Genomic DNA, 21,843 nt, shown 5'->3' on the forward strand with positions numbered 1-21,843 from the left:
GTTTCTCCTGTCGGTTTTTTGCTGTTGAAGTGTTATAATATGCGTTGATGTCTTTTTTAAAGCTATACGGTCTAATAGGTTTTAAGCAGCTAAGGACCGTTAATAACTATATAAAGAATTTAAACTAATCGGAGTTGGTCTCATGAATAAACCAAAAACTGAAATGAAAGTTCAAAAAGGACAAACATTTCCGTTGACTATAAAAAGACTCGGTATTAATGGAGAAGGCGTAGGATATTTTAAGCGCCAAGTCGTCTTCGTGCCGGGAGCATTACCAAATGAAGAAGTGGTTGTAGAAGCAACAAATGTTCAGCATAAGTTTGCCGAAGGAAAGATTAAGCGAATTCGTAAAAAATCCCCTCATCGCGTAGAAGCACCCTGTCCTATTTATGAACAGTGCGGAGGTTGTCAGCTTCAGCACTTATCCTATGAAGGTCAGTTAGAATCCAAGCGCGATATTGTTCTGCAAGCGTTCGAACGTCACAGTTCATTAAAAAAAGTAGAAGCGAAAACACGCCAAACAATTGGCATGGAAGATCCGTGGGGCTATCGTAATAAATCTCAGTTTCAAGTAGGTGTGGATAAACAAAAAGTCATCGCTGGTTTGTATGGACTGAATTCTCATCGACTGATTGACATTGAAAACTGTCCTATTCAGCATGGAGCCACGAATCACGTGACAAAAGAAATAAAACGAATTTTACAAGATCTTCAAATTCCTATCTACAATGAGCGCAAACGCCGTGGGATTGTACGTACCATCGTATCTCGAGTAGGATTTGAAACGGGTGAAGTGCAAATTGTCCTGATTACGGCTAAACAAGAAATTCCGAAAAAAGAGCTGCTGATTAAAGAAATTCAGCGTCGTCTACCGGAAGTGAAATCGCTCGTACAAAACGTAAATGGTCAAAAAACATCGCTTATTTTTGGAGACGAAACGTTTACACTCGCTGGAAAGTCGGTGATCCAAGAAACGTTAGGAGATATCTCGTTCGAACTTTCAGCACGTGCATTTTTCCAGTTGAATCCTCTTCAAACAGTGAAGCTATATGACGAAGTAAAAAAAGCAGCTGCGCTAACAGGCAATGAAAAAATTGTAGATGCCTATTGCGGAGTAGGTACAATTGGCTTATGGCTTGCTAAAGATGCCAAAGAAATTCGCGGAATGGACACGATTGAAGAATCCATTGTAGATGCGCGAAAAAATGCTAAAGATCATGGGTTCGAACATGCCACATATGTAACGGGTCCGGCTGAAAAATGGATGCCGCAGTGGGTAAAAGAAGGCTGGAAGCCAGACGTTATCGTCGTTGACCCACCGCGAACAGGTTGTGATGATAAGCTTCTAAAAACAATTTTACAAGTGAAGCCAAAGAAAGTGGTTTACGTTTCTTGTAATCCATCCACATTAGCGAAAGATGTGCAACAGCTGTCGAAGGCTTATAATGTTGATTACATTCAGCCTGTGGATATGTTTCCTCATACAGCGCATGTGGAGAATGTGGTGAGTTTGACGTTGAAGAAGTGAATAGGTGAGAAGTGGAGGGCAGGGCTGGGTTTCTGCTCTTTTTTGCTTGGGGTAGGGTGAGCCTTATCACAAGTAAAGGAATAAGGTTTTTATGATTGAATACATTTTATTCCCTTCTTTTGAAAAAGGAAAATAAATGAAACTGATCTTTCCTGTTGACAAAGCATGCGACTGGTATTAGAATAAACAACTATTCGACAGTCATTATATTGATCGAAAAATTTAATACGTAGAAAGCTATGATTGCTATGGATCACACTATAGCAGGAGCAGCTTCTGGAGAGATCGCGAGAGTTTCGCGACGCCGAAGGGTTCACAATCTCAGGCAAAAGGACAGAAGAGTACCGGATATTTATTTGGCATGTTAATAATTGTTAGCATATACTATAATATTTGTTATTCTTATGACCATGAGATTGGAGCGCATCCAATCTCTTTTTTTATTGGACTTTATTTGTAGTCCGCACGATTGCATCAAAGGTTTTATTGTTAGGAGGAGTTAGAGTTGGAACAACGAGAATTAAAGAGGGATTTATCCAATCGTCATGTTCAGCTAATCGCGATTGGGGGAACCATTGGTACGGGGTTATTTTTAGGTTCTGGTAAAGCAATACAGCTTGCAGGTCCCTCTATCATCTTTGCTTATTTAATTGTTGGTATTGCGCTTTTCTTTGTGATGAGAGCGCTAGGAGAACTGCTGCTGTCTAAAGCAGGTTATCAATCGTTAACAGATATTGCTGAAGAGTATCTTGGACCGTGGGCTTCATTTGTAACGGGATGGACCTACTGGTTTTGTTGGATCATGACCGCTATGGCTGATGTGATTGCAGTTGGTGTATATGTAAAATATTGGTTCGATATCCCTCAGTGGATTCCTGCACTTATTTGTGTAATCATTTTATTAGGGCTTAACTTATTAACCGTAAAATTATTTGGAGAATTAGAGTTTTGGTTTGCTTTAATAAAGGTTATTACGATTCTTGTGTTAATTGTTATTGGGGTTATTTTGCTGGTAATGGGATTTAAAACAGATGCAGGATCCGTTACTGTTCAAAATCTTTGGAATCATGGAGGACTGTTTCCAAATGGAGTTTCAGGTTTCCTACTTTCATTCCAAATGGTTGTCTTTGCATATGTAGGGGTTGAATTAGTAGGGGTATCGGCAGCAGAAACATCAAATCCAGAAAAAAATATTCCATCGGCCATTAATAAAATCCCGCTGAGAATCTTATTTTTCTATGTTGGAGCGCTTATCGTTCTCTTATTTATTAACCCGTGGATGGAATTAAATGCAGCGGAAAGCCCGTTTGTTAAAACGTTTAGTTTAGTCGGAATTCCACTTGCTGCTGGAATTATTAATTTTGTTGTATTAACTTCAGCCGCTTCTGCTTGTAATAGCGGGATGTTTTCAACAAGCCGTATCTTATATAATTTAAGTAAAAATGACCAAGGGCCATCTAAGTTTGCAAAACTGAACAAAAATCACGTACCAAGTAATGGATTGTTTGTATCTACGCTGGTCATTTCAGCGGGAGCTCTGTTAAGCAAACTTATACCAGACCAAGCTTTTGGCATTGTAACAACCATTAGCGCTATTTGTTTTATTTGGGTGTGGAGTCTCATTCTGATTTGCCATCTAAGATATAAAAAAACGCGCCCGCAACTGCATGCAACATCAACATTCAAAGCACCATTAACACCCTTTATAAACTATGTTGTGCTAGCGTTGTTTGCAGTGATTCTTGTTATTATGATGTTTTCTGATGCTACGCGTCCATCCTTATTGTTGACGCCTGTTTGGTTTATTCTCTTATTTGGTTTTTACTGGACTAGAAGGAGAAAGAAAATAAATCTTTAAAGGCAAGAAAATCAGCAGTAAATGAACCTGTTTTTTAATAAAAGAAATAGTAAACTTGTGACCTCATCATTCCGTGATGGGGTCTTTTTATTGGAGGATAAATAATTGATTTCTACTGCATGAAGAAAATGCAGGAAGCAAAGGTTATATAAGAACCCTAAAGAAATTGTTCTAACAGAAAACACAGTGATAAAGCTCATAGTTTTCTTATAGCAATGTAGAACAAAATGCTATTCTTCTGTGTCTAAAGGTGGAATTCCGTCATTTATATGGAAAAGTTTTCATTTTGCAGTACAATGGAGGTAGACTTCATTAGATTAAGGTGAACAAACATGAAATGGTTTAAATCTCATACGTTTTGGAAAATCTTCACGATTAATGTGCTTCTTATTTGTACCGTACTGACGCTAATGTTTATTGTTTCAAGAGTTATGCTGCCTAATATTTCTCAAGATCAATATCGACAGGTAACTGATAAAACCGTCAAGAGAATGAAAGAGCAAATTAACGTCGTCATTAAAGATATTTGGAGCCTGGGCGACGAGGTACAGCGAGATCCTATTTTTTTATCGGATGATGAACAAGAGATAGACAAAGAACTGCAGAAAATAGTCAATATTTCACCGTATATCGATAGCGGAACCATTTTTAATACAAAAGGGTATGTTGAGCATTATTACCCGAATGATTTAAAGAGTATGAAACATGTGAACTTAAGTAAAAGAAAATATTTTCAAGAAGCGCTGCGAACCAAAAAAATATATTTAAGCGATGTCGTTTCAGCAGATACAAAGCATTACATTGTGGTGATGGCGATTCCTATTTTGGATGGGCAGCAAAATGTAAAAAAGGTCATAAATTTAGCGCTGCGCATTGAAGAAAATAAAAGCTTTCAATCCATTTTTCGAACGTTCGATATAGGAGAGAACGGCTATACGTTTATTGTAGACCGCAATGGTAGAATTATTTCTCACCCTGAGAAACAGAGAATCGGTGAAAATGCCAGGGGAAATGAAATCGTCCAGGAAACGATGAATCATAAATCAGGATATCAGCGCGTTGTGAACACCGAAGGTAAGTATTTCTTTGCGTCTTTCGAATATATTCCTGTTTTGGATTGGGGAATTATTGCTGAATTACCCGTTGAAGAAATTTACAGGCCTTATAAAATGTTTGAAAAAACGCTTTGGACCGTTTCAGGTATTACAATTTTACTGCTTTCTTTTTTTACTGCGTTATATGCAAGGGAAATTGTGAATCCTATTCGTAAACTATATGAATTGGCGGAACAAGTAGCGCGCGGGAATTTTAATCAAAAAATTCCGGAACGAGAAATTGAGCGGGGCGAAATCGGTATTTTATCTAAACAGTTTAATGAAATGATTAGCTATATATGCCATTCTAAAGCAAATTTACAGCAAAAAGAAAATCAGCTGCAGGAACAAAAAACGTTTTTAAGACAAGTCATTGACATTAATCCAAGCTATATTTATGCTATCAATCAAAAAAGGGAGTTCATTCTCGTTAATGAATCTTTTGCGTTGCTGCTAGGTGAAAAATCTGATGACTTGATTGGACAATCAATTGATAAATATCAGTTCAACCTTCAATCAGACCTTTTATATAAAGGGGCGTTTTCAAATTGTACGCAAAAAGGGATGGTATTAGAAGAACAGTTTAAAGATTCGAAAGGAAACTGGCGCTGGGTCGAAACAGCAAAACTTCCTATTGTGAATAAAAAACAGGAAGTGATTCAAATGCTGTGCGTATCGACGGATATTACGGAGCGTAAAAAAGCAGAAGAGAAGCTTAGAACTTCTGAGAAGCTTGCCGTTGTAGGAGAACTTGCAGCTGGAGTGGCTCATGAAATCAAAAATCCTTTGACCTCTTTAAAAGGTTTTGTTCACTTATTAAAAGAACAACATCCCAAAGATGCTTTGTATATAGATATCATGGAAACTGAATTACAACGAATGAATGGAATTGTAGAAGAATTTTTGATGTTAGGAAAACCTCAGGTCATGAATGTTGAACCTTTGAATATGCAAGCGCTTGTTCAAGAAGTGTGCTCACTTCTTGAACCTGAAGCAGTAGAAAAAAAGGTAGCTTTCATATTTGAAAGGGACGACCATTTACCACAGGTGTATGGAGATAAAAATCAGTTAAAACAAGTATTTATTAATATTATTAAAAACTCTATCGAAGCAATGCCTGAAGGAGGGGATATTCATATTACTATTAAAGCAAAAGAAAACCACCTTTGGCTGCAGCTTGCTGATGAAGGACAAGGTATTCCTCCTGAACGGTTAGCGAAGATAGGCGAGCCTTTTTATAGTACAAAAGAAAAAGGTACAGGCTTAGGGCTGATGGTCAGCTATCGGATTATTAAAGCTCACCATGCGCAGATGACATTTTCTAGTCAGTTAAATCAAGGAACAAGTGTGGATATATTGTTTCCAATCATAAAAAAGTAGGGGAACTTCCCCTACTTTTTATTATTATACTTATAATATATCAAAAGCCTTGATATTACTAAAACAAATGAAATTGCTAAAGGAGATATCCACAAGTTAACAAGAAGTTAACTGCTGAATTATATAGGATATTCACAACTTTATCCACACTATTCACATTTTTTCAGAAAATTTACATAAAAACTACCCACTGTCATTTCAAGTTATGAAAGCGGTAATATACATATTCAATAAAGTTATTCACATTATCCACATAATTGTGGGTAAACTTTGTGGATATATTAGAGTATTAAAAAAACTTAAATCATACGCATAAAATCTTCGTGTTATTATTTTTACATAATATAAAACGTCCTTCCGATACACACTGTACAGAAAGGACGTTGGTATGATCAAGCGTTGGATAGAGATGTTTTGCCTCACTTATTTTTTCGTGTAGCCGCCTGCACGGTCTGCTTTTTTAAACTCGCGGCCGTAATAGATTTCTTGAGCGCTACTTAACGTATTTTTTGCGTTTTCTTTTCGTTTCTTTTCAGACATAAAAAAACCTCCAATTAACGTTTTTCGATCATGCTACTTATTTTTTCCAGAACCTCTCGTTTTTAATCATAAAAAAAGCTCTCCGTGTAACGGAGAGACTCTTACGCTTCTTTAAGCTGATGATCTTCTTGAACGTCTTGTTCGTGACGCAAGTAGTATAATGTATACAAGTCTTTTGGAATTTCGTATAAATCATATATGACTTCATGTTGATTAATTTCATCGTATAAAGCTTTGTGCGTTTCATTCGCAAGTACTGCATAAGGCAGTTTTTCTGCAGCCTTAATAGACCTAATATTGATTTTGCGAATTCGCATAAAAATTCGCTCTATATTTAACTCAAAGAACAGTTCATTAAAGAACGCTTCTTTTGCAATTTGATTATATCCTTTTCCATGAAACGGTTTGCCAAGCCAAGTGCCTAAAAAACCAGCTTGGTCCTGTACATCAAATAAATTAATGGTGCCGATAGGATTACCCCATTCATCTAAAATCGTGCGAGAAATAATTTCTCCATGTTCTTCTGCTTCCATCGTTTGTTTAGTCACAAATAAGAATTCTTCATAGGAATGGGCTTTATGACGAACAAAAGGGAAGACATCAGGATGTACCATGAGTTCGTATAGAGATTGACAGTCATTTAGGTCACGTTTTTTTAACATAACTTTTCCCTCCTGATCGAGGGTATATACAGACTCCAATCAAGTCCCCACCCTCGAAATTTTTTAATAATTAAAAAAATTTCGGGGTGGGAATCGAACCCACTAGAACCAGTTACCTGGTGGCGCACCATTTGCCTTCCCATTACAAGTCAACAAACATAAAAAGTCAACGTGTGATGTTTATGCTTTTGTGAAATTCACATGCTTCTAAACGTATCATACTAAAAAAAATTAAAAAAGAAAATAGGTAAAATGTTAATTTTTTTTAAATAATATTTTACCATCTATCATGGTGAAAATGGGCTTTGCTAAGTAGTGAAAGGGATGATGGCTCCATAGCACTAAATCAGCGTCTTTTCCTGCTTCGATACTGCCGATTCGATGATCGATACGGAGATTCCGAGCAGCAGCAATCGTGATGCCTTCCAATGCTTTTTGCTCTTCGAATCCTTCACGTACGGCAATGGATGCACAAATATTTAAGTACTGAATGGGTGTATAAGGGTGGTCTGTTGTAATGGAAACTTCTACTCCTTCATTGCAGAGAGCTTGATAGGTTTTCCACGTTTTATTCTTCAATTCAACTTTTGAGCGGCGTGTTAAAGTTGGTCCCACGCTTACTTTTAAATTTCTTCCACCCAGCTCTTTAGCAATTAAATGGCCTTCTGTACAGTGTTCAATACGAACGTCTAAATGAAATTCATCTGCTAAGCGCAGAGCTGATAGAATGTCATCGGCTCGGTGAGCATGAATTCGAACTGGAATCGCTCTATTCAGGGCTTGAATGAGCGGTTTGATTCGCAAATCATCTTTATTGTCATTGCTTTTTGCATGATAAAAGGCTTCTCTCAGCATGCCCATAATACCCATTCGTGTAATTGATTCTTTATTGCCATGGCTGTGAATTCGTTTTGGATTTTCTCCTAGCGCAATCTTAAGTCCAGCTGTCTCTTGAATCAACATTTGAGAAATACTTGTTCCGGCTGTTTTAATAACGGATGTTGTACCTCCAATCACATTTGCACTTCCCGGCATAATGTGTACAGACGTAATACCCGCTTCAATGGCATCTTTAAACCCAGGATCTAAAGGATGTACACTGTCAAAAGCTCGGATATGGGGAGTCATAGGCTCGATTGTTTCGTTAGCATCATTCCCGGCCCAGCCGGTTCCTTCATCATATAATCCTAGATGTGTATGAACATCAATAAATCCAGGGAATAAATAACGCTGTTTGCAGTCAATGACTTCTACTTGAAGAGGAGGCTGCAAGTTTGGTCCAATTAAAACAATTTTTCCACCTTGAATGAGCACATCACTATTATAAATAGGTTTTGACGTAATAGGATAGAGCGTTGCATTTTTCAAGAGAATGGTTTTCATAAAGGATACTCCTATCTATCGGCAGCTTAGTCACCTGTTTTAGGGAAACAACAAAGAATAACTAGAGCAAATCTCGCAAGGCATCTTCTAATACAGTATATGTAAAAATGTAATTCTGTTGAATCAATTTTTCAGGTAAAACGCGCTGTCCTTTTAAAATAATCATGCTCATTTCTCCCATCAGCAGCTGAAGGCCAAAGCTAGGTACGGGCATCCAGTGAGGGCGATTCAATACTTTTCCAATCGTCTTTCCAAACTCTTTCATTTGAACGGGATTTGGGGCAGTTACATTAACAGGTCCCTCTATTTGTTCGGTATGAATACAATAATCAATAATTTTGACGACGTCTTGAAGATGCACCCAAGACATCCACTGCTCTCCGGAACCGACTGTTCCTCCTGCAAATAATTTATAAGGAAGGGCAGTAGAAAGAAGTGCGCCGCCATCTTTACCTAATATAACGCCGAATCTTGTTAAGACAGTACGAATATTGAGTTCCATAGCTTTTAGCGCTTCGTTTTCCCACTTTTTTACCGTTTTAGCTAAAAAGTCTGTACCGATGGATGGAGAAGCTTCTGTGAACGTTTTTTTAGTTGATGTCCCGTAATAACCAACAGCGCTTGCATTTACGTAAAGGGATGGTTTTTCGGGTAAGGCAGCCATAATGCGAAGGATTTCTTGAGTAGAAGAAAGGCGACTTTCCACGATAGCTTTTTTGCGCTCGTCCGTCCAGCGGCCGCTGTTAAGTGAAACGCCAGCTAAATTGATAAAAACGTCTGCTCCTTCTATTTGCTCTTCAGGTTGGCTATTTTCTTGCATCCACTCTACATATTTAAGTTTCGGATCTCTTGCGGCTTTATCTGCATTGCGTGTTAAAATATATACATAATGTTTTTGTGTTAAGAAATGTTTTGTTAAAGCTTTACCTACGAATCCAGTTCCTCCAGCAATAACAATTTTCATATGAACTTCCTCCTTTATTGAGATAAATAAAAATGTGTATGATACGATTGGCGGTTCTTCAGCCATCAATTTAATAAGAAATATGAGGTGAAGGTGAATGCCTGTTGTCACAAAGATCACAACGCAAAAGAATAGCGGTGAACGTTATAATGTGTATTTAGATTACGGTAAAGGTGAAGAGTTTGGCTTTGGTGTTGACGAAAATGTCCTCATCAAATACGGCTTAAAAAAAGGTCGTGAGCTTGATGAGTTTGAATTAACGGAAATTCAGTACGCAGATGATGAGAAAAAAGCTTATAATTTAGCGATCACTTACTTATCTTATCGAATGCGCTCTGAAAAAGAGGTACATGATTATTTAAAGAAAAAAGAAATTAACTCTACTATTATTCAACAAGTTATTCAGAAATTAGTGAGCCACCGTTATTTAAATGATGAAGAGTTTGCGAAAGCATTTGTGTTAACTCAGATGAATACGACACCAAAAGGACCAAATGTGATTCAAAGAGAATTAAAAGAAAAGGGGATTTCTGACTCCATTATTACCCTTAGTTTATGTGAATACCCTGAAGAACAGCAAATTCAAACTGCTGTGAAATTAATTGAAAAGTTAAAAGGGAAATACAAGAAATTATCTCAAGTGATGATGAAACAAAAAATGGAACAAGCATTGGCAGTGAAGGGCTATTCTTTTTCTATTATTCAAGAAGCGTTTCAGCGCACGGACACAGAAAAAGAAAGTGATGAGGTTTGGGAAGCTCTGCAATATCAAGGGATGAAAGCTCATCGTCGTTTTTCAAAATATGAAGGCTGGGAGTATCAGCAAAAAATGAAGCAGGCTCTTTATAGAAAAGGGTTCTCTATTGACCAAATTGAATCATTTTTAGCTTCTATGGAAGAGGAATAAACCGTCCGTGAAAATGGACGGTTCTTTTTTAAAACAAAATATCTTCTGAGTCATTCTGCTGTTTATAAATAATCTCAGCAATTTCTAAAGCTGAGCGCAATCGGCTTTTATCTTTAATATGGTTGTTGTGATCCCAAAAAGGAGTATTCATGCCGCCCATATAAGCTGCAATCATATGAAGGTTGGTATCTTGATACTCCACTTTTAAACTTTCTGTAAATCCCCTTACGCCAAATTTACTTGCCACATAGACGCTTTCATTAGCTTTCCCGCGAAGTCCTGCAGTTGAAATGATATTCATAACTTTAGGTTCAGGTCTCGTCAAGAGATGAGGCATAAGCGCTTGTGTTAAAAAAATAGTTCCTTTTACATTTGTATCGATGACTTCATCGATAGCTTGTTTTGTATAATCCGTCAACGGACCAAAATGCCCAATGCCTGCATTATTGATGAGGATATCTACTGAATGCTGCATCAGCAGTTTTTCTACAGATTTTCCTACTTCTTCGTACTTTGTAATATCTACAGGCATCGTATATACGTTATCTCCTAGCTCATGCTGCGCCTCATTTAATTTCTGTTGATTACGTCCAGCTAGAATGACGTTGTAGTCTTTTGCGTAAAGTTTTGCGAGTTCTTTTCCAAGACCCGTCGCACCGCCTGTGATTAGCACTGTTTTCATTCCCAAAACTCCCTTTTCATAGTCTCCCTTTAGTTATACCTTTTGTTATAATAAAATGAAAGCAAACAAGGGGGAAAACAGCATGTCTGAAAAACGTTACAGCGATATGACGACGTATGAACTTCAACAAGAAATTGGGTCTCTTCAAGAAAAAGCACGAAAAGCTGAACAGCTTGGCATGGTCAATGAGTATGCAGTATTAGAAAGAAAAGTAACAATGGCTAGATCGTATTTATTGGATCCCGAAACGTTTAAAGCAGGGGAAGTATATGAAATTCAAGGAGATCCGGGTTCGTATTTTAAAATTGATTATATGAACGGAGTTTTTGCATGGGGGTTTAGGCTTGGTGCACCGCAAAAAGAAGAGGCATTACCTATTTCCATGTTGAAAAAATAAAGGGACGAACAAGCAGCACGAAGTAGTGCTGCTTGTTTGATTTCTATATTCACTCTATTTTTAAACATAGAGCAAGCGGTTATTCTTCGCGCTCATTAGAAGCATGCATACGTTCTTGAGGGTGCGTGTTAATTGTTCCATTTGCACGTTTTGAAGCGTACTCAGCTTTTGCTCGAGGTTCGCCCTCAAACTTATTACCATGTTGGTTTGGAAAATCTTTTGCTTTATTGCGCATCGATACCTCTCCTTTTACAACAGAAAGCGTTGCGGTTATGATATAGTACATGAGGGAGTGAATAACTCCGCATTTATAGTGTAAGTTAAAAGTGCAAACATACTCATAAAGAATTTTGGTAATCGAGGTGTTCTTATGAACGATATATTTGAAAGATTAACGAATCAGCTATTAAATAAAAACAGTTCGCTCTCATACGCTCAAGCGCGCACGTGGGTTGAACTTTTCTGGGAAGATTTTGAGTCATCTTACGCAAAAGCCGGATATGATTATAAAGGTAAAGAAGCGACGGAAAAGGTTGTTACGATGTATATCAACAGCTACGGTGACAAACTTCATGAAATCGCGGTTAAAAACCCTAAATATCAGCATTTATTAAATAACGATGACTATTTAAAACATTAAATAAAAACGAACCGTCTTGAGCAGACGGTTCGTTTTTGGGTTTCATATTTGTTCTTGTTATGATTAGTGCGGGAGATAATCAAGCTTTTTACGCAATTTTTTCTCACTGAAAATCCAACCTGTGTACGAACAAATGATATTTAAATTGTAATCAAGCTGGACTACGGCTACAAATGGATAGTAGTCCTTGCTGCGGTAGCGTAAATCAATAAAGCGCACTTCAATGTGGTCGTTATATTCGTCCAGCTCCCATCTATAAATAGGTGAAAATGAAAGAAAAGCAGATAAATTTTCATCTTTTTTCGCTACTTCAATTACGGCTGATTCGGGGATTGGAACTTTATCAAACGTATCATAAATAAAAATTTCTTCTCCGATTGCTCTTCCTACATGAAAATACTTTTCGGTCGTCACAGCTAAATGCCAGTGAGTGAAACGCAGCGTAGGAGAGATATTGAGCTTGATGACATCAGGAAACTGTTTTCGAAGCTTCTTGGCGATTTGGTGGCGCATATAAAAGCGCAATCCATAGTAAAACGCCAATAACACATACAGCGTAATGAATGTTGGTCCCGGCTCTGCTCCAACAAACCAGATTAGAATCGCAAGTACGTGAGCTGAGAAAATCACGTAATCAAACGTGTTGATTACGCCAAGCGCAATCCATTTATTTGTAAAAGGCCGTAAAGCCTGCGTGCCATAAGCGTTAAAGATATCAACAAAAACGTGAATAATGACGCCTGCAAAGGTCCACATCCATAGATGCAGTAAGTTAGCTCCTGGCAGCAGAAGCGAAAGAATGAGCACGATAAGCAAAGGCCATAAAATAACGGCTGGGATAGAATGTGTAATTCCACGGTGATTGCGGATATACTGTGCATTGTTTCGCAGCTTTAAAACAGTGTCTAAATCAGGTGCTAATGACCCGGCCATTACGCCAATCATTACAGCATCCAATGTGGCTGTATTCGCAGATACAGTGGGGTCTAATGTTGCAAGGCCGCCTAGAGCGATTCCCATTGCAATGTGTGTACCAGTATCCAGAGCGAACTCCTCCTTTGTAAAATGACGATCTTAGATTATCCTAATTCAGCATGGAAGCTTGATTTAGGGCGAAAAATCTCGCTTTATTACTAACGCAGCAAATTAGCTGTTTTTATTCATTATTTGAACAATTCATTTTACTATTCATATTTGTAGTTGTTATAAGGTTATCATAAAGTTACTAAGATTCAAAAAGCAACACATTGTATATGTATAGTTAATACCTCGGAGGCTATGACGTGAAACAAAGTAAAGATATTGTACAAAATTTCGATATTCGAGCATTTCAAGATGACCTAATCTCTTGGTTTGAGCAGGAACAGCGCATTTTACCTTGGCGTCAAGATCAGGACCCTTATAAAGTTTGGGTATCTGAAATTATGCTTCAACAAACGAGAGTAGATACGGTCATTCCGTATTTTAATAATTTTATTAGCAAATTTCCCACTATCAAAGACTTAGCTTATGCGAATGAAGACGATGTTTTAAAAGCGTGGGAAGGGTTAGGCTATTATTCCCGTGCCCGTAATTTACAAACTGCCGTTCGAGAAGTTCACGAACAATACGGGGGAGAAGTTCCAAATACGCCAGCAGAAATCTCTAAATTAAAAGGAGTAGGTCCCTATACAACAGGAGCCATTTTAAGTATTGCCTACGGAGTGCCGCAGCCTGCTGTAGATGGAAATGTCATGCGTGTGCTATCGCGCATTTTATCCGTTTGGGATGATATTGCAAAACCGAAAACAAGAAAGCTGTTTGAAGATATCGTGCATGAAATTATTTCAAAAGATAATCCTTCCTATTTCAATCAAGGCATGATGGAACTTGGTGCCATTGTCTGTACACCAACTTCTCCTTCCTGTTTGTTATGTCCAGTTCGCGAATACTGCCGCGCGTTTGAAGAAGGAGTGCAGAATGAGCTTCCTGTTAAATCAAAGAAAAAAGCGCCGCGTGCTCTTCAGCTTGCTGCAGCGGTGATTAAAGACGAGGAAGGAAATTATCTGATTCATAAACGTCCAAGCAAAGGACTTTTAGCTAACCTATGGGAATTTCCAAATATAGAAGTAGATCTTAGTATAGCGCCAGATCATCAGCAGCTTCAGGCATTTATTCAAAATGAGTACGGAGCTGATATTAAAATCCATGCACCGTTTACGACAATTCAGCATGTGTTTTCTCATATCGTCTGGAACATCACAGTATATGAAGCAGAGCTTGTAAGTGATATCAGTGCATTAAAAAATTTGAAAGTGGTTTCTGAAAAAGAGTTAGAACAATATGCATTTCCTGTTTCCCATCAAAAAATCTTAAAAGAATATTTACTTGTTAAATAAAAGAAGCGTGGATAAACTCCGCGCTTCTTTTATTTAATCATATGATACATGCGTGCCGTGTGTATAATCTGCTTCATGGCGCTGTAACCCGCCGCGTCCTTCAATTTCTTTAATAATTTGCTGATGAATACTTTGTCCTTCAGCATTTAAATACGGCGTCATTTGCTGTAAAGAGTGATGGAAAAACGCAAGCTCGCTGTCTTTCCACTCGCTTTTAGAAATCATTGAAAGAGCCGTCATGTCTCTACCTACATACATTCTATTCACCTCGTTCATTTCATCAAGTTTTATCTATTTTCCCTATATTACTTGTTTCTTATGCGATAAAATCAGTACAATGTAAAGATAATACGATACATAAGGGAGATGACATCATGTCACAAAAGGTAGCACTAGTTACGGGAAGCAGTAGAGGTATTGGAAAAGAAATTGCCTTACGTCTTGCTAAAGAAGGATACGATATTGTATTGAACTATGCACGAAGCAAAAGTGCAGCGCAGGAAGTAGCCGAAGAAATCAAAGCATTAGGCAGAGAAGCATTAGTTGTTAAAGCAAACGTAGGGAAAGTAGAAAAAATTAAAGAAATGTTTGAGCAAATTGATGAAGCATTCGGTCGCTTAGACGTATTTGTAAGTAATGCGGCTTCAGGGGTTTTACGTCCTATTATGGAATTAGAAGAAACTCACTGGAATTGGACAATGGACATCAATAGTAAAGGGTATTTATTCTGTGCACAAGAAGCAGCTAAACGTATGGAAAAAGTAGGCGGAGGAAAGATTGTTACCATCAGTTCGCTTGGGTCTATTCGCTATTTGGAAAATTATACAACAGTAGGCGTGTCAAAAGCTGCTGTAGAAGCGTTGACCCGCTATTTAGCAGTGGAGCTGGCTCCAAAGAATATTGTGGTAAACGCCGTATCTGGAGGAGCTGTGGATACGGAAGCATTAAAACATTTCCCAAATCGCGATGAGCTTCTAGATGATGCACGCAAGCATACTCCAGCTGGTCGTATGGTGGAGCCAAAAGACATGGTAGATGCAGTTATGTTCTTAGTGTCCGATCAAGCAAATATGATTTGCGGTCAAACGCTTATTATTGACGGAGGGCGTTCACTTTTAATGTAAGGTAAATGTGTTTTGTGCTTGCGTTTTAAAATACTGAAAAAAGTTTGCATACCCTATTTACCTCCCGGGCATATTAATTTTCGTGGAGGTGATTACAATGGCAAAACAAACAAACAAAACAGCATCTGGTACAAGCACACAACACGTGAAAAACCAAAATGCTCAAGCATCTAAAAACAACTTCGGTACTGAATTTGGTAGCGAAACAAATGTACAAGAAGTGAAACAACAAAATGCACAAGCTGCGGCAAACAAAAGCCAAAATGCTCAAGCATCTAAAAACAACTTCGGTACTGAATTTGCTAGCGAAACAAGTGCTCAAGAAGTGAGACAACAAAACGCACAAGCTGAAGCAAAGAAAAACCAAAACTCTGGTAAATACCAAGGTTAATAACAAAAGCGAACTTAACGTCTTTTATACGGCGATGTTAAGTTCGCTTTTTCTTATATAAAAAGCAACAAAGTATGACAAAACTTCTTGAAACTTTACACAACTCGTCAAAGGAATCTGGATCATCTAAACAGAATGTTAACAGAAGTGCCGCGTGTATGGTTAAAGCAAATAGGGAGGAGCTATCGTATGAAAAAATTTGATCAGCTAGTGACTCAACAATTAGAGACCATGGATCAACTTCTGTTTTTGCAGTCTGAGATTGAGCGCTGTCAGGAAATCGAAGGTGAACTAATAAAACTTCATGAAGAAGCAGAGCTTCATTCTGTGCAAGATGAAATTAGTAAAATGAAGCTAAAATTAAAAGAGATTCAATTGACGTTTGAAGCACAAACCGAAGACATTATTCGTACATATAAAAGTGAAGGGGCTTGCTCTACACTTGCTTAATGAACATTGATGTGTCACTTCCTCTCTTTTTTAAGGCTGTCAAGCAAAGGAAAAGTAGGGGAAGTGACTTTTTTGAACTCAAGGAGGTTAGCACATTTGTGTTAAAATGAGAGAGAAACCGTTATAATAAACATAAGACAAATGGAGACGTTATATGAATTTTTTTAAGTGCTAAAATGAAAGTAGGTATTGGAGATGGGAATTCCGGTGGAAGGAGAAACAATTCAAATACACAGCTACAAGCATAATGGACATATTCATCGCGTGTGGGATCGGACAACCGTATTAAAAGCAACCAATAACTTAGTGATTGGAGGAAATGATCGTACGGTCGTTACAGAATCAGATGGACGAACATGGGTCACAAGAGAGCCTGCAATTTGTTATTTTCATGCTCAGCAGTGGTTTAACGTCATTGGGATGATTCGTGAAGATGGAATTTATTATTACTGTAATATCAGTTCGCCGTTCATTTATGATGACAATGAAGCGCTCAAATATATTGATTATGATTTAGATATCAAAGTCTATCCAGATATGACATACACACTTCTTGATGAAGATGAATATGAGAAGCATCGAAAAGAAATGAATTATCCAGAAGTAATTGACCGTATTTTACATAATCACGTAGAGGAGTTAAAAGGTTGGATTCGACAGCGAAAAGGCCCGTTTGCTCCAGATTTCATTGACATTTGGTATGAGCGCTTTTTAACATATCGGCATTCTTGATGAATGATCTAGAGAGAACATTATGTTAGGCCGTCTAAAGCTGACTGTTTGATATAATGTTCTTTTTGGCGTTATGCTCACCATCTTTTAGAAGAGATAAAAGCACTAAAAAAATGACGCATGTATATATACTAAGAAAGCTTGCCCTCATAGATAGAAAGGGGAGATTTTATGGGAAGTATAAGACGCTACATGAAGTTTGTACAGCCATACAAATGGCAAATTGTCGGCACTGTATTAATTGGTATTATTAAATTTGCTATTCCTTTATTAATTCCGCTGCTTTTGAAATATGTTTTAGACGATATCGTAAATGGACATGGCATGTCTTCCTCTGAAAAAATTCATAAAATGGTGACGATTATGGGGATTTCATTTGTTATATTTTTAGTGTTAAGACCGCCCATTGAATATTACAGGCAGTATTATGCTCAGTGGGTATCGAGCAAAGTATTATATGATATTCGGGATCAGTTGTTTAGCCATATTCAAAAGCTTAGCTTACGTTATTATACGAATACTCGAGCGGGCGAAGTGATTTCACGAGTCATTAATGATGTGGAGCAAACAAAAAACTTTGTTATCACAGGCTTAATGAATGTATGGCTTGATATGATGACGATTGTAATAGCCATTGTGATTATGTTTACGATGAATGTACCTTTAACACTGGTATCGATTATTTTGTTGCCGGTTTATGCGTTCTCTGTAAAATATTTTTACAGTCGTCTTCGCCATTTAACAAGAGTTCGTTCGCAGGCTTTGGCGGAAGTGCAGGGTCACTTACATGAAAGGGTTCAAGGGATCTCTGTTATTCGCAGCTTTGCTATTGAGCCTCATGAGCAGAAACAATTTGATAAGCAAAATTCAAATTTTCTACAAAAAGCAATCAATCACACGAATTGGAATGCAAAAACATTTGCAGTAGTGAATACCATTACCGATTTAGCGCCTTTAATCGTGATTACATTTGCTGGATATCAAGTCATCACAGAAAGTCTTAGCGTAGGAACTATGGTAGCATTTGTTGCCTACATTGATCGTTTGTATAATCCGCTTCGCCGTTTGGTCAATTCATCGACTACGCTCACGCAGTCTGTTGCATCTATGGATCGGGTATTTGAGTTCATTGATGAAGAATACGATATTACAGATAAAAAAGATGCAAAAGAATGTACTGAGCTTCACGGGAAAGTTCAGTTTGAGCACGTTTCATTTGCTTATGAAGAAGAAGAAAAACCTGTGATTCATGATATTAATTTAGATGTAGAAAAAGGAAAATCCGTTGCGTTTGTTGGAATGAGCGGGGGAGGGAAATCCACGCTTATTAGCTTAATTCCGCGCTTTTACGATGTAACAGAGGGGAAAATTCTCATTGATGACATTGATATCAAAACCTATAAAGTACGCAGCCTGCGAGATAAGATTGGAATCGTCCTTCAGGATACGGTGTTGTTTAGTGACACGGTTAAAAACAATATACTGCTTGGAAAGCCAGGAGCGACAGACGAAGAAGTAATCGCTGCGGCAAAAGCCGCAAATGCTCATGATTTTATTATGAATTTGCCCGAAGGATATGATACAAAAGTGGGAGAGCGAGGAATGAAGCTGTCAGGGGGACAAAAGCAGCGCATTTCCATTTCGCGCGTATTTTTAAAAAATCCAGCTATTCTTATTTTTGATGAAGCCACTTCAGCTCTAGATTTGGAAAGTGAGCACTATATTCAAGAAGCATTAGCTGAACTGGCAAAAGACCGTACGACCTTCATTGTGGCCCATCGTTTATCTACAATTACTCATGTTGATGAAATTGTACTTTTAGAAAATGGAAGAGTAGTCGAACGAGGTTCTCATGAGGAGTTAATTAAGAAAAAAGGTCACTACTATCAGCTCTTTAACGTTCAGCAGCTTGATACATTTTAAAAACACCACCTATTGTTTAACAATAGGTGGTGTTTTTAATCTTCTTGTCGCTGATGATTAATATCAAATGAGTTATCATCTTTGTGATAGTTTTGGAACGTATCAATCAGCTTATCAAGATGCTCTAACTCTTCACTATACTCAATGATGACAGAAATTAAAGGGAAGATATGATAAATAACCTTATTCTCTTCATCATTATCGTATATTTTGTACTGCATAAATTTATCGATTAAAGCTCGTTTTCCAACGCAGGCTTCGTTTGGTACAGTAGTGGTTGGCTGTACGCGTAATTTCCCAATGAATTTTAATAATACTTGCTCATGATACATTAACAGGCACTCAACTTCAGATTTGATTAAATCTTGAAATTGCTGCGGCATGACTTGAAGATCATTTTCTACTCGGTGGAGTAGTTTCAAGGTTGTAAGAGCTCGTATTGTTACGGTAATCATTTGACGAAATAAAACGAGCTTGCGTGACTTAACAAAACGTTTTTTGGTTGAATAAGTGCGTTCTTCTTTGTAAAAATCAAAGATTTGATTCATTTTAGCCACATTGTCTTTCATTTTTTCAATATCTTCTTTTAACAATGTGTGCTCAGATGCGTGATAAAGATTCATGCGAATCCATTTAATAATTTCTTCCGTTGTGCTTACAATTTTATAATACAATCTTGTTTCATACTTTGGCGGAATAAAAATAAGATTGACAATAAATGCTGAGAATACTCCAAGTAACACTGTACCAAAGCGTATAAGTGCATATTCAACGAAATTATCTCCTGGATTTTCCATGATTGCAATTACTGTCACAAGCGCAAGCCCAATTGTATTATTAATACGTAATTTTAAGTTGACTGCGATGACAACAACAGCGGTAAAACCAATAATGATGGGATGGGTACCAAAAATAAGTCCAAAACAAACTGCAGAAGCAGCTCCAATCACATTCGCCTGTATTTGCTCCAATATCGTTAAATAAGATCTGTAAATAGACGGTTGAATTGCAAAAACTGCCGCAATTGCCGCAAATATTGGAGATGGTAAACTTAGAAATTCACCTAATAACAATGAAAGTGTAATGGCAATTCCCGTTTTTAAGATGCGGGCACCAAGTTTCATGTGCGTTCGTAGTTCCTTTCTGTAAAAAAGTTTTTTCGTTATGAAGAATGTTCCCCAAAACAAATGATAAATTGCAAAAATCAATCCTTCTTTATTACATAACCTGTTGGAAATAATATAAACAATAACATACTATACAAGGTTTAAGAATGGATATCAAGAGAAAACAAGCAGAAAAATAAGGGTATTTCTCGGGATTTTTCGACAGGCTGACCAAAAGGAGATGACGCGTAAGAAATGGTTATGAAAGATAGGAATGTTCTATAAGGAAACCCAAAGGTAAGACAAAAAGCACTCATTTTTAAACGAGTGCTTTAGAGTAAAAATTAGCGTTCTTCACTTAACTGTTTAAATGCTTTTTCCACTGCTTCTAATGTGTCGGTAATATCTTGTTCCGTATGAGCTGTAGTAAGGAACCATGCCTCATACTTCGAAGGAGCTAAGTTGACGCCTTGGTGAAGCATGAGTTTAAAGAAGCGTGCGAATAATTCGCCGTCTGTATTTTCTGCTTGTTCATAGTTTTTAACCGTTTCTGTTGTAAAGTAGAGAGTAAGAGCGCCTTTCAATCGATTGATAGTAATAGGCATGTTATATGTACGAGCATGTTTTAAAATACCTTCTTCGAGCATCGCCCCTAACTTATCCAACTGTTCATAAACGCCTTCTTGCTTTAGTACTTCCAGGCAAGCAATCCCAGAAAGAATAGAAGCTGGGTTTCCTGCCATTGTACCTGCTTGATAAGCGGGTCCAAGTGGCGCCACTTTTTCCATGATTTCTTTCTTACCGCCGTAGGCTCCGATTGGAAGACCGCCGCCGATGATTTTTCCAAAGGCAGTCAGATCAGGTTTTACACCAAGTAAATCTTGAGCTCCACCGTACATAAAACGAAACGCTGTAATAACTTCATCATAAATAACAAGTGCTCCAGCTTCGTGAGTTAATTCATTGACTTGTTCTAAAAAGCCAGGTTCCGGCTCAACAATTCCAAAGTTTCCAACGATTGGTTCTACTAAAACAGCCGCAATTTGATCGCCCCATTTTTCTAATGCTTCCTTGTAAGGCTCAATATCGTTAAAAGGAACTGTGATTACTTCATTAGCGATACTTTTTGGTACACCTGCAGAGTCAGGAGTTCCGAGTGTAGAAGGGCCAGATCCAGCTGCCACCAACACAAGGTCAGAATGGCCATGATAGCAACCTGCAAATTTAATGATTTTATCGCGTCCAGTATAAGCACGTGCTACACGGATCGTTGTCATAACTGCTTCTGTTCCAGAGTTGACGAAGCGCACTTTATCTAATGCGGGCATCGCTTCTTTGAGCATTTTAGCAAATGTGACTTCATGAGCAGTTGGAGTACCGTAAAGAACACCTGTTTCAGCTGCTTTTGTAATAGCTTTCGTGATATGAGGATGAGCGTGTCCCGTAATAATAGGACCGTAAGCTGCTAAATAGTCAATATATTTATTTCCATCGACGTCCCAGAAATAAGCTCCGCTTGCCTTTTCCATTGCAATAGGTGCTCCGCCTCCTACGGCTTTATATGAACGTGAAGGGCTGTTAACGCCGCCTACAATATGTTCGAGCGCTTCAGCGTGTAATTGTTCTGATTTTATAAATTGCATGTTATGCCTCCTAATGAAAAGTTCAACTTCTTTATTCTATCAAACTTATTTGTTTCTTGAA

At 37.8% G+C, this 21,843-nt stretch carries 22 protein-coding genes and 1 riboswitch; of the genes, 12 read left to right on the plus strand and 10 right to left on the minus strand.

The window, feature by feature from the left end; genetic code table 11:
- Positions 1-142: 142 nt before the first annotated feature.
- The 3 genes from rlmD (at position 143) to M3225_RS23530 (ending at position 5,860) form a co-directional block, all read left to right on the plus strand.
- Entirely contained in the window at positions 143-1,528 is a 1,386-nt protein-coding gene (gene rlmD, locus M3225_RS23520) for a 23S rRNA (uracil(1939)-C(5))-methyltransferase RlmD (protein ID WP_251398335.1), read from the plus strand.
- Positions 1,529-1,794: 266 nt separating this feature from the next.
- Positions 1,795-1,875: riboswitch (glycine riboswitch) on the plus strand.
- Positions 1,876-2,033: 158 nt separating this feature from the next.
- Positions 2,034-3,386 carry an amino acid permease gene (locus tag M3225_RS23525; protein WP_251398338.1) on the plus strand — a complete coding sequence of 451 codons (1,353 nt, stop codon included), beginning with the start codon at positions 2,034-2,036 and terminating at the stop codon, positions 3,384-3,386.
- A gap of 332 nt (positions 3,387-3,718) precedes the next feature.
- A complete protein-coding gene (locus M3225_RS23530) occupies positions 3,719-5,860 on the plus strand; it encodes a PAS domain-containing sensor histidine kinase (RefSeq protein WP_251398341.1) in 2,142 nt (713 codons plus the stop codon).
- Positions 5,861-6,283: 423 nt separating this feature from the next.
- Here the strand turns inward: M3225_RS23530 and M3225_RS23535 are convergent, their stop codons facing one another.
- The 4 genes from M3225_RS23535 to M3225_RS23550 all read right to left on the minus strand — a co-directional run bounded on the left by M3225_RS23535 (position 6,284) and on the right by M3225_RS23550 (position 9,409).
- Positions 6,284-6,400, minus strand: a complete 117-nt coding sequence (locus tag M3225_RS23535) for a YfhE family protein (protein WP_013055148.1) — start codon at positions 6,398-6,400, stop codon at positions 6,284-6,286.
- A gap of 101 nt (positions 6,401-6,501) precedes the next feature.
- Entirely contained in the window at positions 6,502-7,062 is a 561-nt protein-coding gene (locus M3225_RS23540; protein ID WP_251398344.1) for a GNAT family N-acetyltransferase, read from the minus strand.
- Between the two features lie 255 nt (positions 7,063-7,317).
- Positions 7,318-8,445 carry an amidohydrolase gene (locus tag M3225_RS23545; RefSeq protein ID WP_251398347.1) on the minus strand — a complete coding sequence of 376 codons (1,128 nt, stop codon included), beginning with the start codon at positions 8,443-8,445 and terminating at the stop codon, positions 7,318-7,320.
- 61 nt (positions 8,446-8,506) lie between these two features.
- A complete protein-coding gene (locus M3225_RS23550) occupies positions 8,507-9,409 on the minus strand; it encodes a TIGR01777 family oxidoreductase (protein ID WP_251398350.1) in 903 nt (300 codons plus the stop codon).
- 97 nt (positions 9,410-9,506) lie between these two features.
- On the opposite strand from M3225_RS23550, the gene recX reads away from it, so the two are divergent.
- Entirely contained in the window at positions 9,507-10,316 is an 810-nt protein-coding gene (gene recX, locus M3225_RS23555; RefSeq protein WP_251398353.1) for a recombination regulator RecX, read from the plus strand.
- 28 nt (positions 10,317-10,344) lie between these two features.
- Here recX and M3225_RS23560 read toward each other — a convergent pair whose 3' ends face one another.
- Positions 10,345-10,998 carry an SDR family NAD(P)-dependent oxidoreductase gene (locus M3225_RS23560; protein WP_251398355.1) on the minus strand — a complete coding sequence of 218 codons (654 nt, stop codon included), beginning with the start codon at positions 10,996-10,998 and terminating at the stop codon, positions 10,345-10,347.
- Between the two features lie 82 nt (positions 10,999-11,080).
- Here M3225_RS23560 and M3225_RS23565 point away from each other — a divergent pair, with 82 nt between their 5' ends.
- Complete coding sequence (locus tag M3225_RS23565) at positions 11,081-11,395, plus strand: YfhH family protein (RefSeq protein WP_129705912.1); 315 nt, start codon at positions 11,081-11,083, stop codon at positions 11,393-11,395.
- 79 nt (positions 11,396-11,474) lie between these two features.
- Here the strand turns inward: M3225_RS23565 and M3225_RS23570 are convergent, their stop codons facing one another.
- Positions 11,475-11,630: a small, acid-soluble spore protein K gene (locus M3225_RS23570; protein ID WP_251398357.1), complete on the minus strand. Its 156-nt coding sequence runs from the start codon at positions 11,628-11,630 to the stop codon at positions 11,475-11,477.
- A 135-nt stretch (positions 11,631-11,765) separates the two neighbouring features.
- Here M3225_RS23570 and M3225_RS23575 point away from each other — a divergent pair, with 135 nt between their 5' ends.
- Positions 11,766-12,035, plus strand: coding sequence for a YfhJ family protein (locus M3225_RS23575; RefSeq protein ID WP_013055156.1), 270 nt, complete (start codon positions 11,766-11,768; stop codon positions 12,033-12,035).
- A gap of 63 nt (positions 12,036-12,098) precedes the next feature.
- On the opposite strand, the gene M3225_RS23580 is transcribed toward M3225_RS23575, so the two are convergent.
- Entirely contained in the window at positions 12,099-13,079 is a 981-nt protein-coding gene (locus M3225_RS23580) for a metal-dependent hydrolase (RefSeq protein ID WP_285885986.1), read from the minus strand.
- A gap of 239 nt (positions 13,080-13,318) precedes the next feature.
- On the opposite strand from M3225_RS23580, the gene mutY reads away from it, so the two are divergent.
- The gene (gene mutY, locus M3225_RS23585) at positions 13,319-14,413 is read left to right on the plus strand and encodes an A/G-specific adenine glycosylase (RefSeq protein ID WP_251398363.1); all 1,095 of its coding nucleotides are present in this window, start codon (positions 13,319-13,321) and stop codon (positions 14,411-14,413) included.
- Between the two features lie 33 nt (positions 14,414-14,446).
- Here the strand turns inward: mutY and M3225_RS23590 are convergent, their stop codons facing one another.
- Positions 14,447-14,671, minus strand: a complete 225-nt coding sequence (locus tag M3225_RS23590; protein WP_251398366.1) for a hypothetical protein — start codon at positions 14,669-14,671, stop codon at positions 14,447-14,449.
- Between the two features lie 116 nt (positions 14,672-14,787).
- Here M3225_RS23590 and fabL point away from each other — a divergent pair, with 116 nt between their 5' ends.
- From fabL to M3225_RS23615, 5 genes are all read left to right on the plus strand, one after another.
- Positions 14,788-15,537 carry an enoyl-[acyl-carrier-protein] reductase FabL gene (gene fabL / locus M3225_RS23595; protein ID WP_016762867.1) on the plus strand — a complete coding sequence of 250 codons (750 nt, stop codon included), beginning with the start codon at positions 14,788-14,790 and terminating at the stop codon, positions 15,535-15,537.
- Positions 15,538-15,634: 97 nt separating this feature from the next.
- Positions 15,635-15,928 (plus strand): gamma-type small acid-soluble spore protein, encoded by a 294-nt coding sequence (locus tag M3225_RS23600; protein ID WP_045291963.1) that lies wholly within the window; start codon positions 15,635-15,637, stop codon positions 15,926-15,928.
- Between the two features lie 189 nt (positions 15,929-16,117).
- Complete coding sequence (locus M3225_RS23605) at positions 16,118-16,378, plus strand: YgaB family protein (RefSeq protein WP_251398370.1); 261 nt, start codon at positions 16,118-16,120, stop codon at positions 16,376-16,378.
- Between the two features lie 195 nt (positions 16,379-16,573).
- A complete protein-coding gene (gene ntdP / locus M3225_RS23610; protein ID WP_013055163.1) occupies positions 16,574-17,110 on the plus strand; it encodes a nucleoside tri-diphosphate phosphatase in 537 nt (178 codons plus the stop codon).
- 171 nt (positions 17,111-17,281) lie between these two features.
- A complete protein-coding gene (locus tag M3225_RS23615) occupies positions 17,282-19,033 on the plus strand; it encodes an ABC transporter ATP-binding protein (protein ID WP_251398372.1) in 1,752 nt (583 codons plus the stop codon).
- Between the two features lie 35 nt (positions 19,034-19,068).
- Here M3225_RS23615 and M3225_RS23620 read toward each other — a convergent pair whose 3' ends face one another.
- On the minus strand, positions 19,069-20,157 hold the full coding sequence (locus M3225_RS23620) for an FUSC family protein (RefSeq protein WP_251398374.1): 1,089 nt from the start codon (positions 20,155-20,157) through the stop codon (positions 19,069-19,071).
- Between the two features lie 326 nt (positions 20,158-20,483).
- Entirely contained in the window at positions 20,484-21,782 is a 1,299-nt protein-coding gene (locus M3225_RS23625; protein ID WP_251398376.1) for a glutamate-1-semialdehyde 2,1-aminomutase, read from the minus strand.
- Between the last annotated feature and the right edge of the window lie 61 nt (positions 21,783-21,843).

It is taken from the genome of Priestia aryabhattai (assembly GCF_023715685.1).
Classification (GTDB): Bacteria; Bacillota; Bacilli; order Bacillales; family Bacillaceae_H; genus Priestia; species Priestia aryabhattai_B.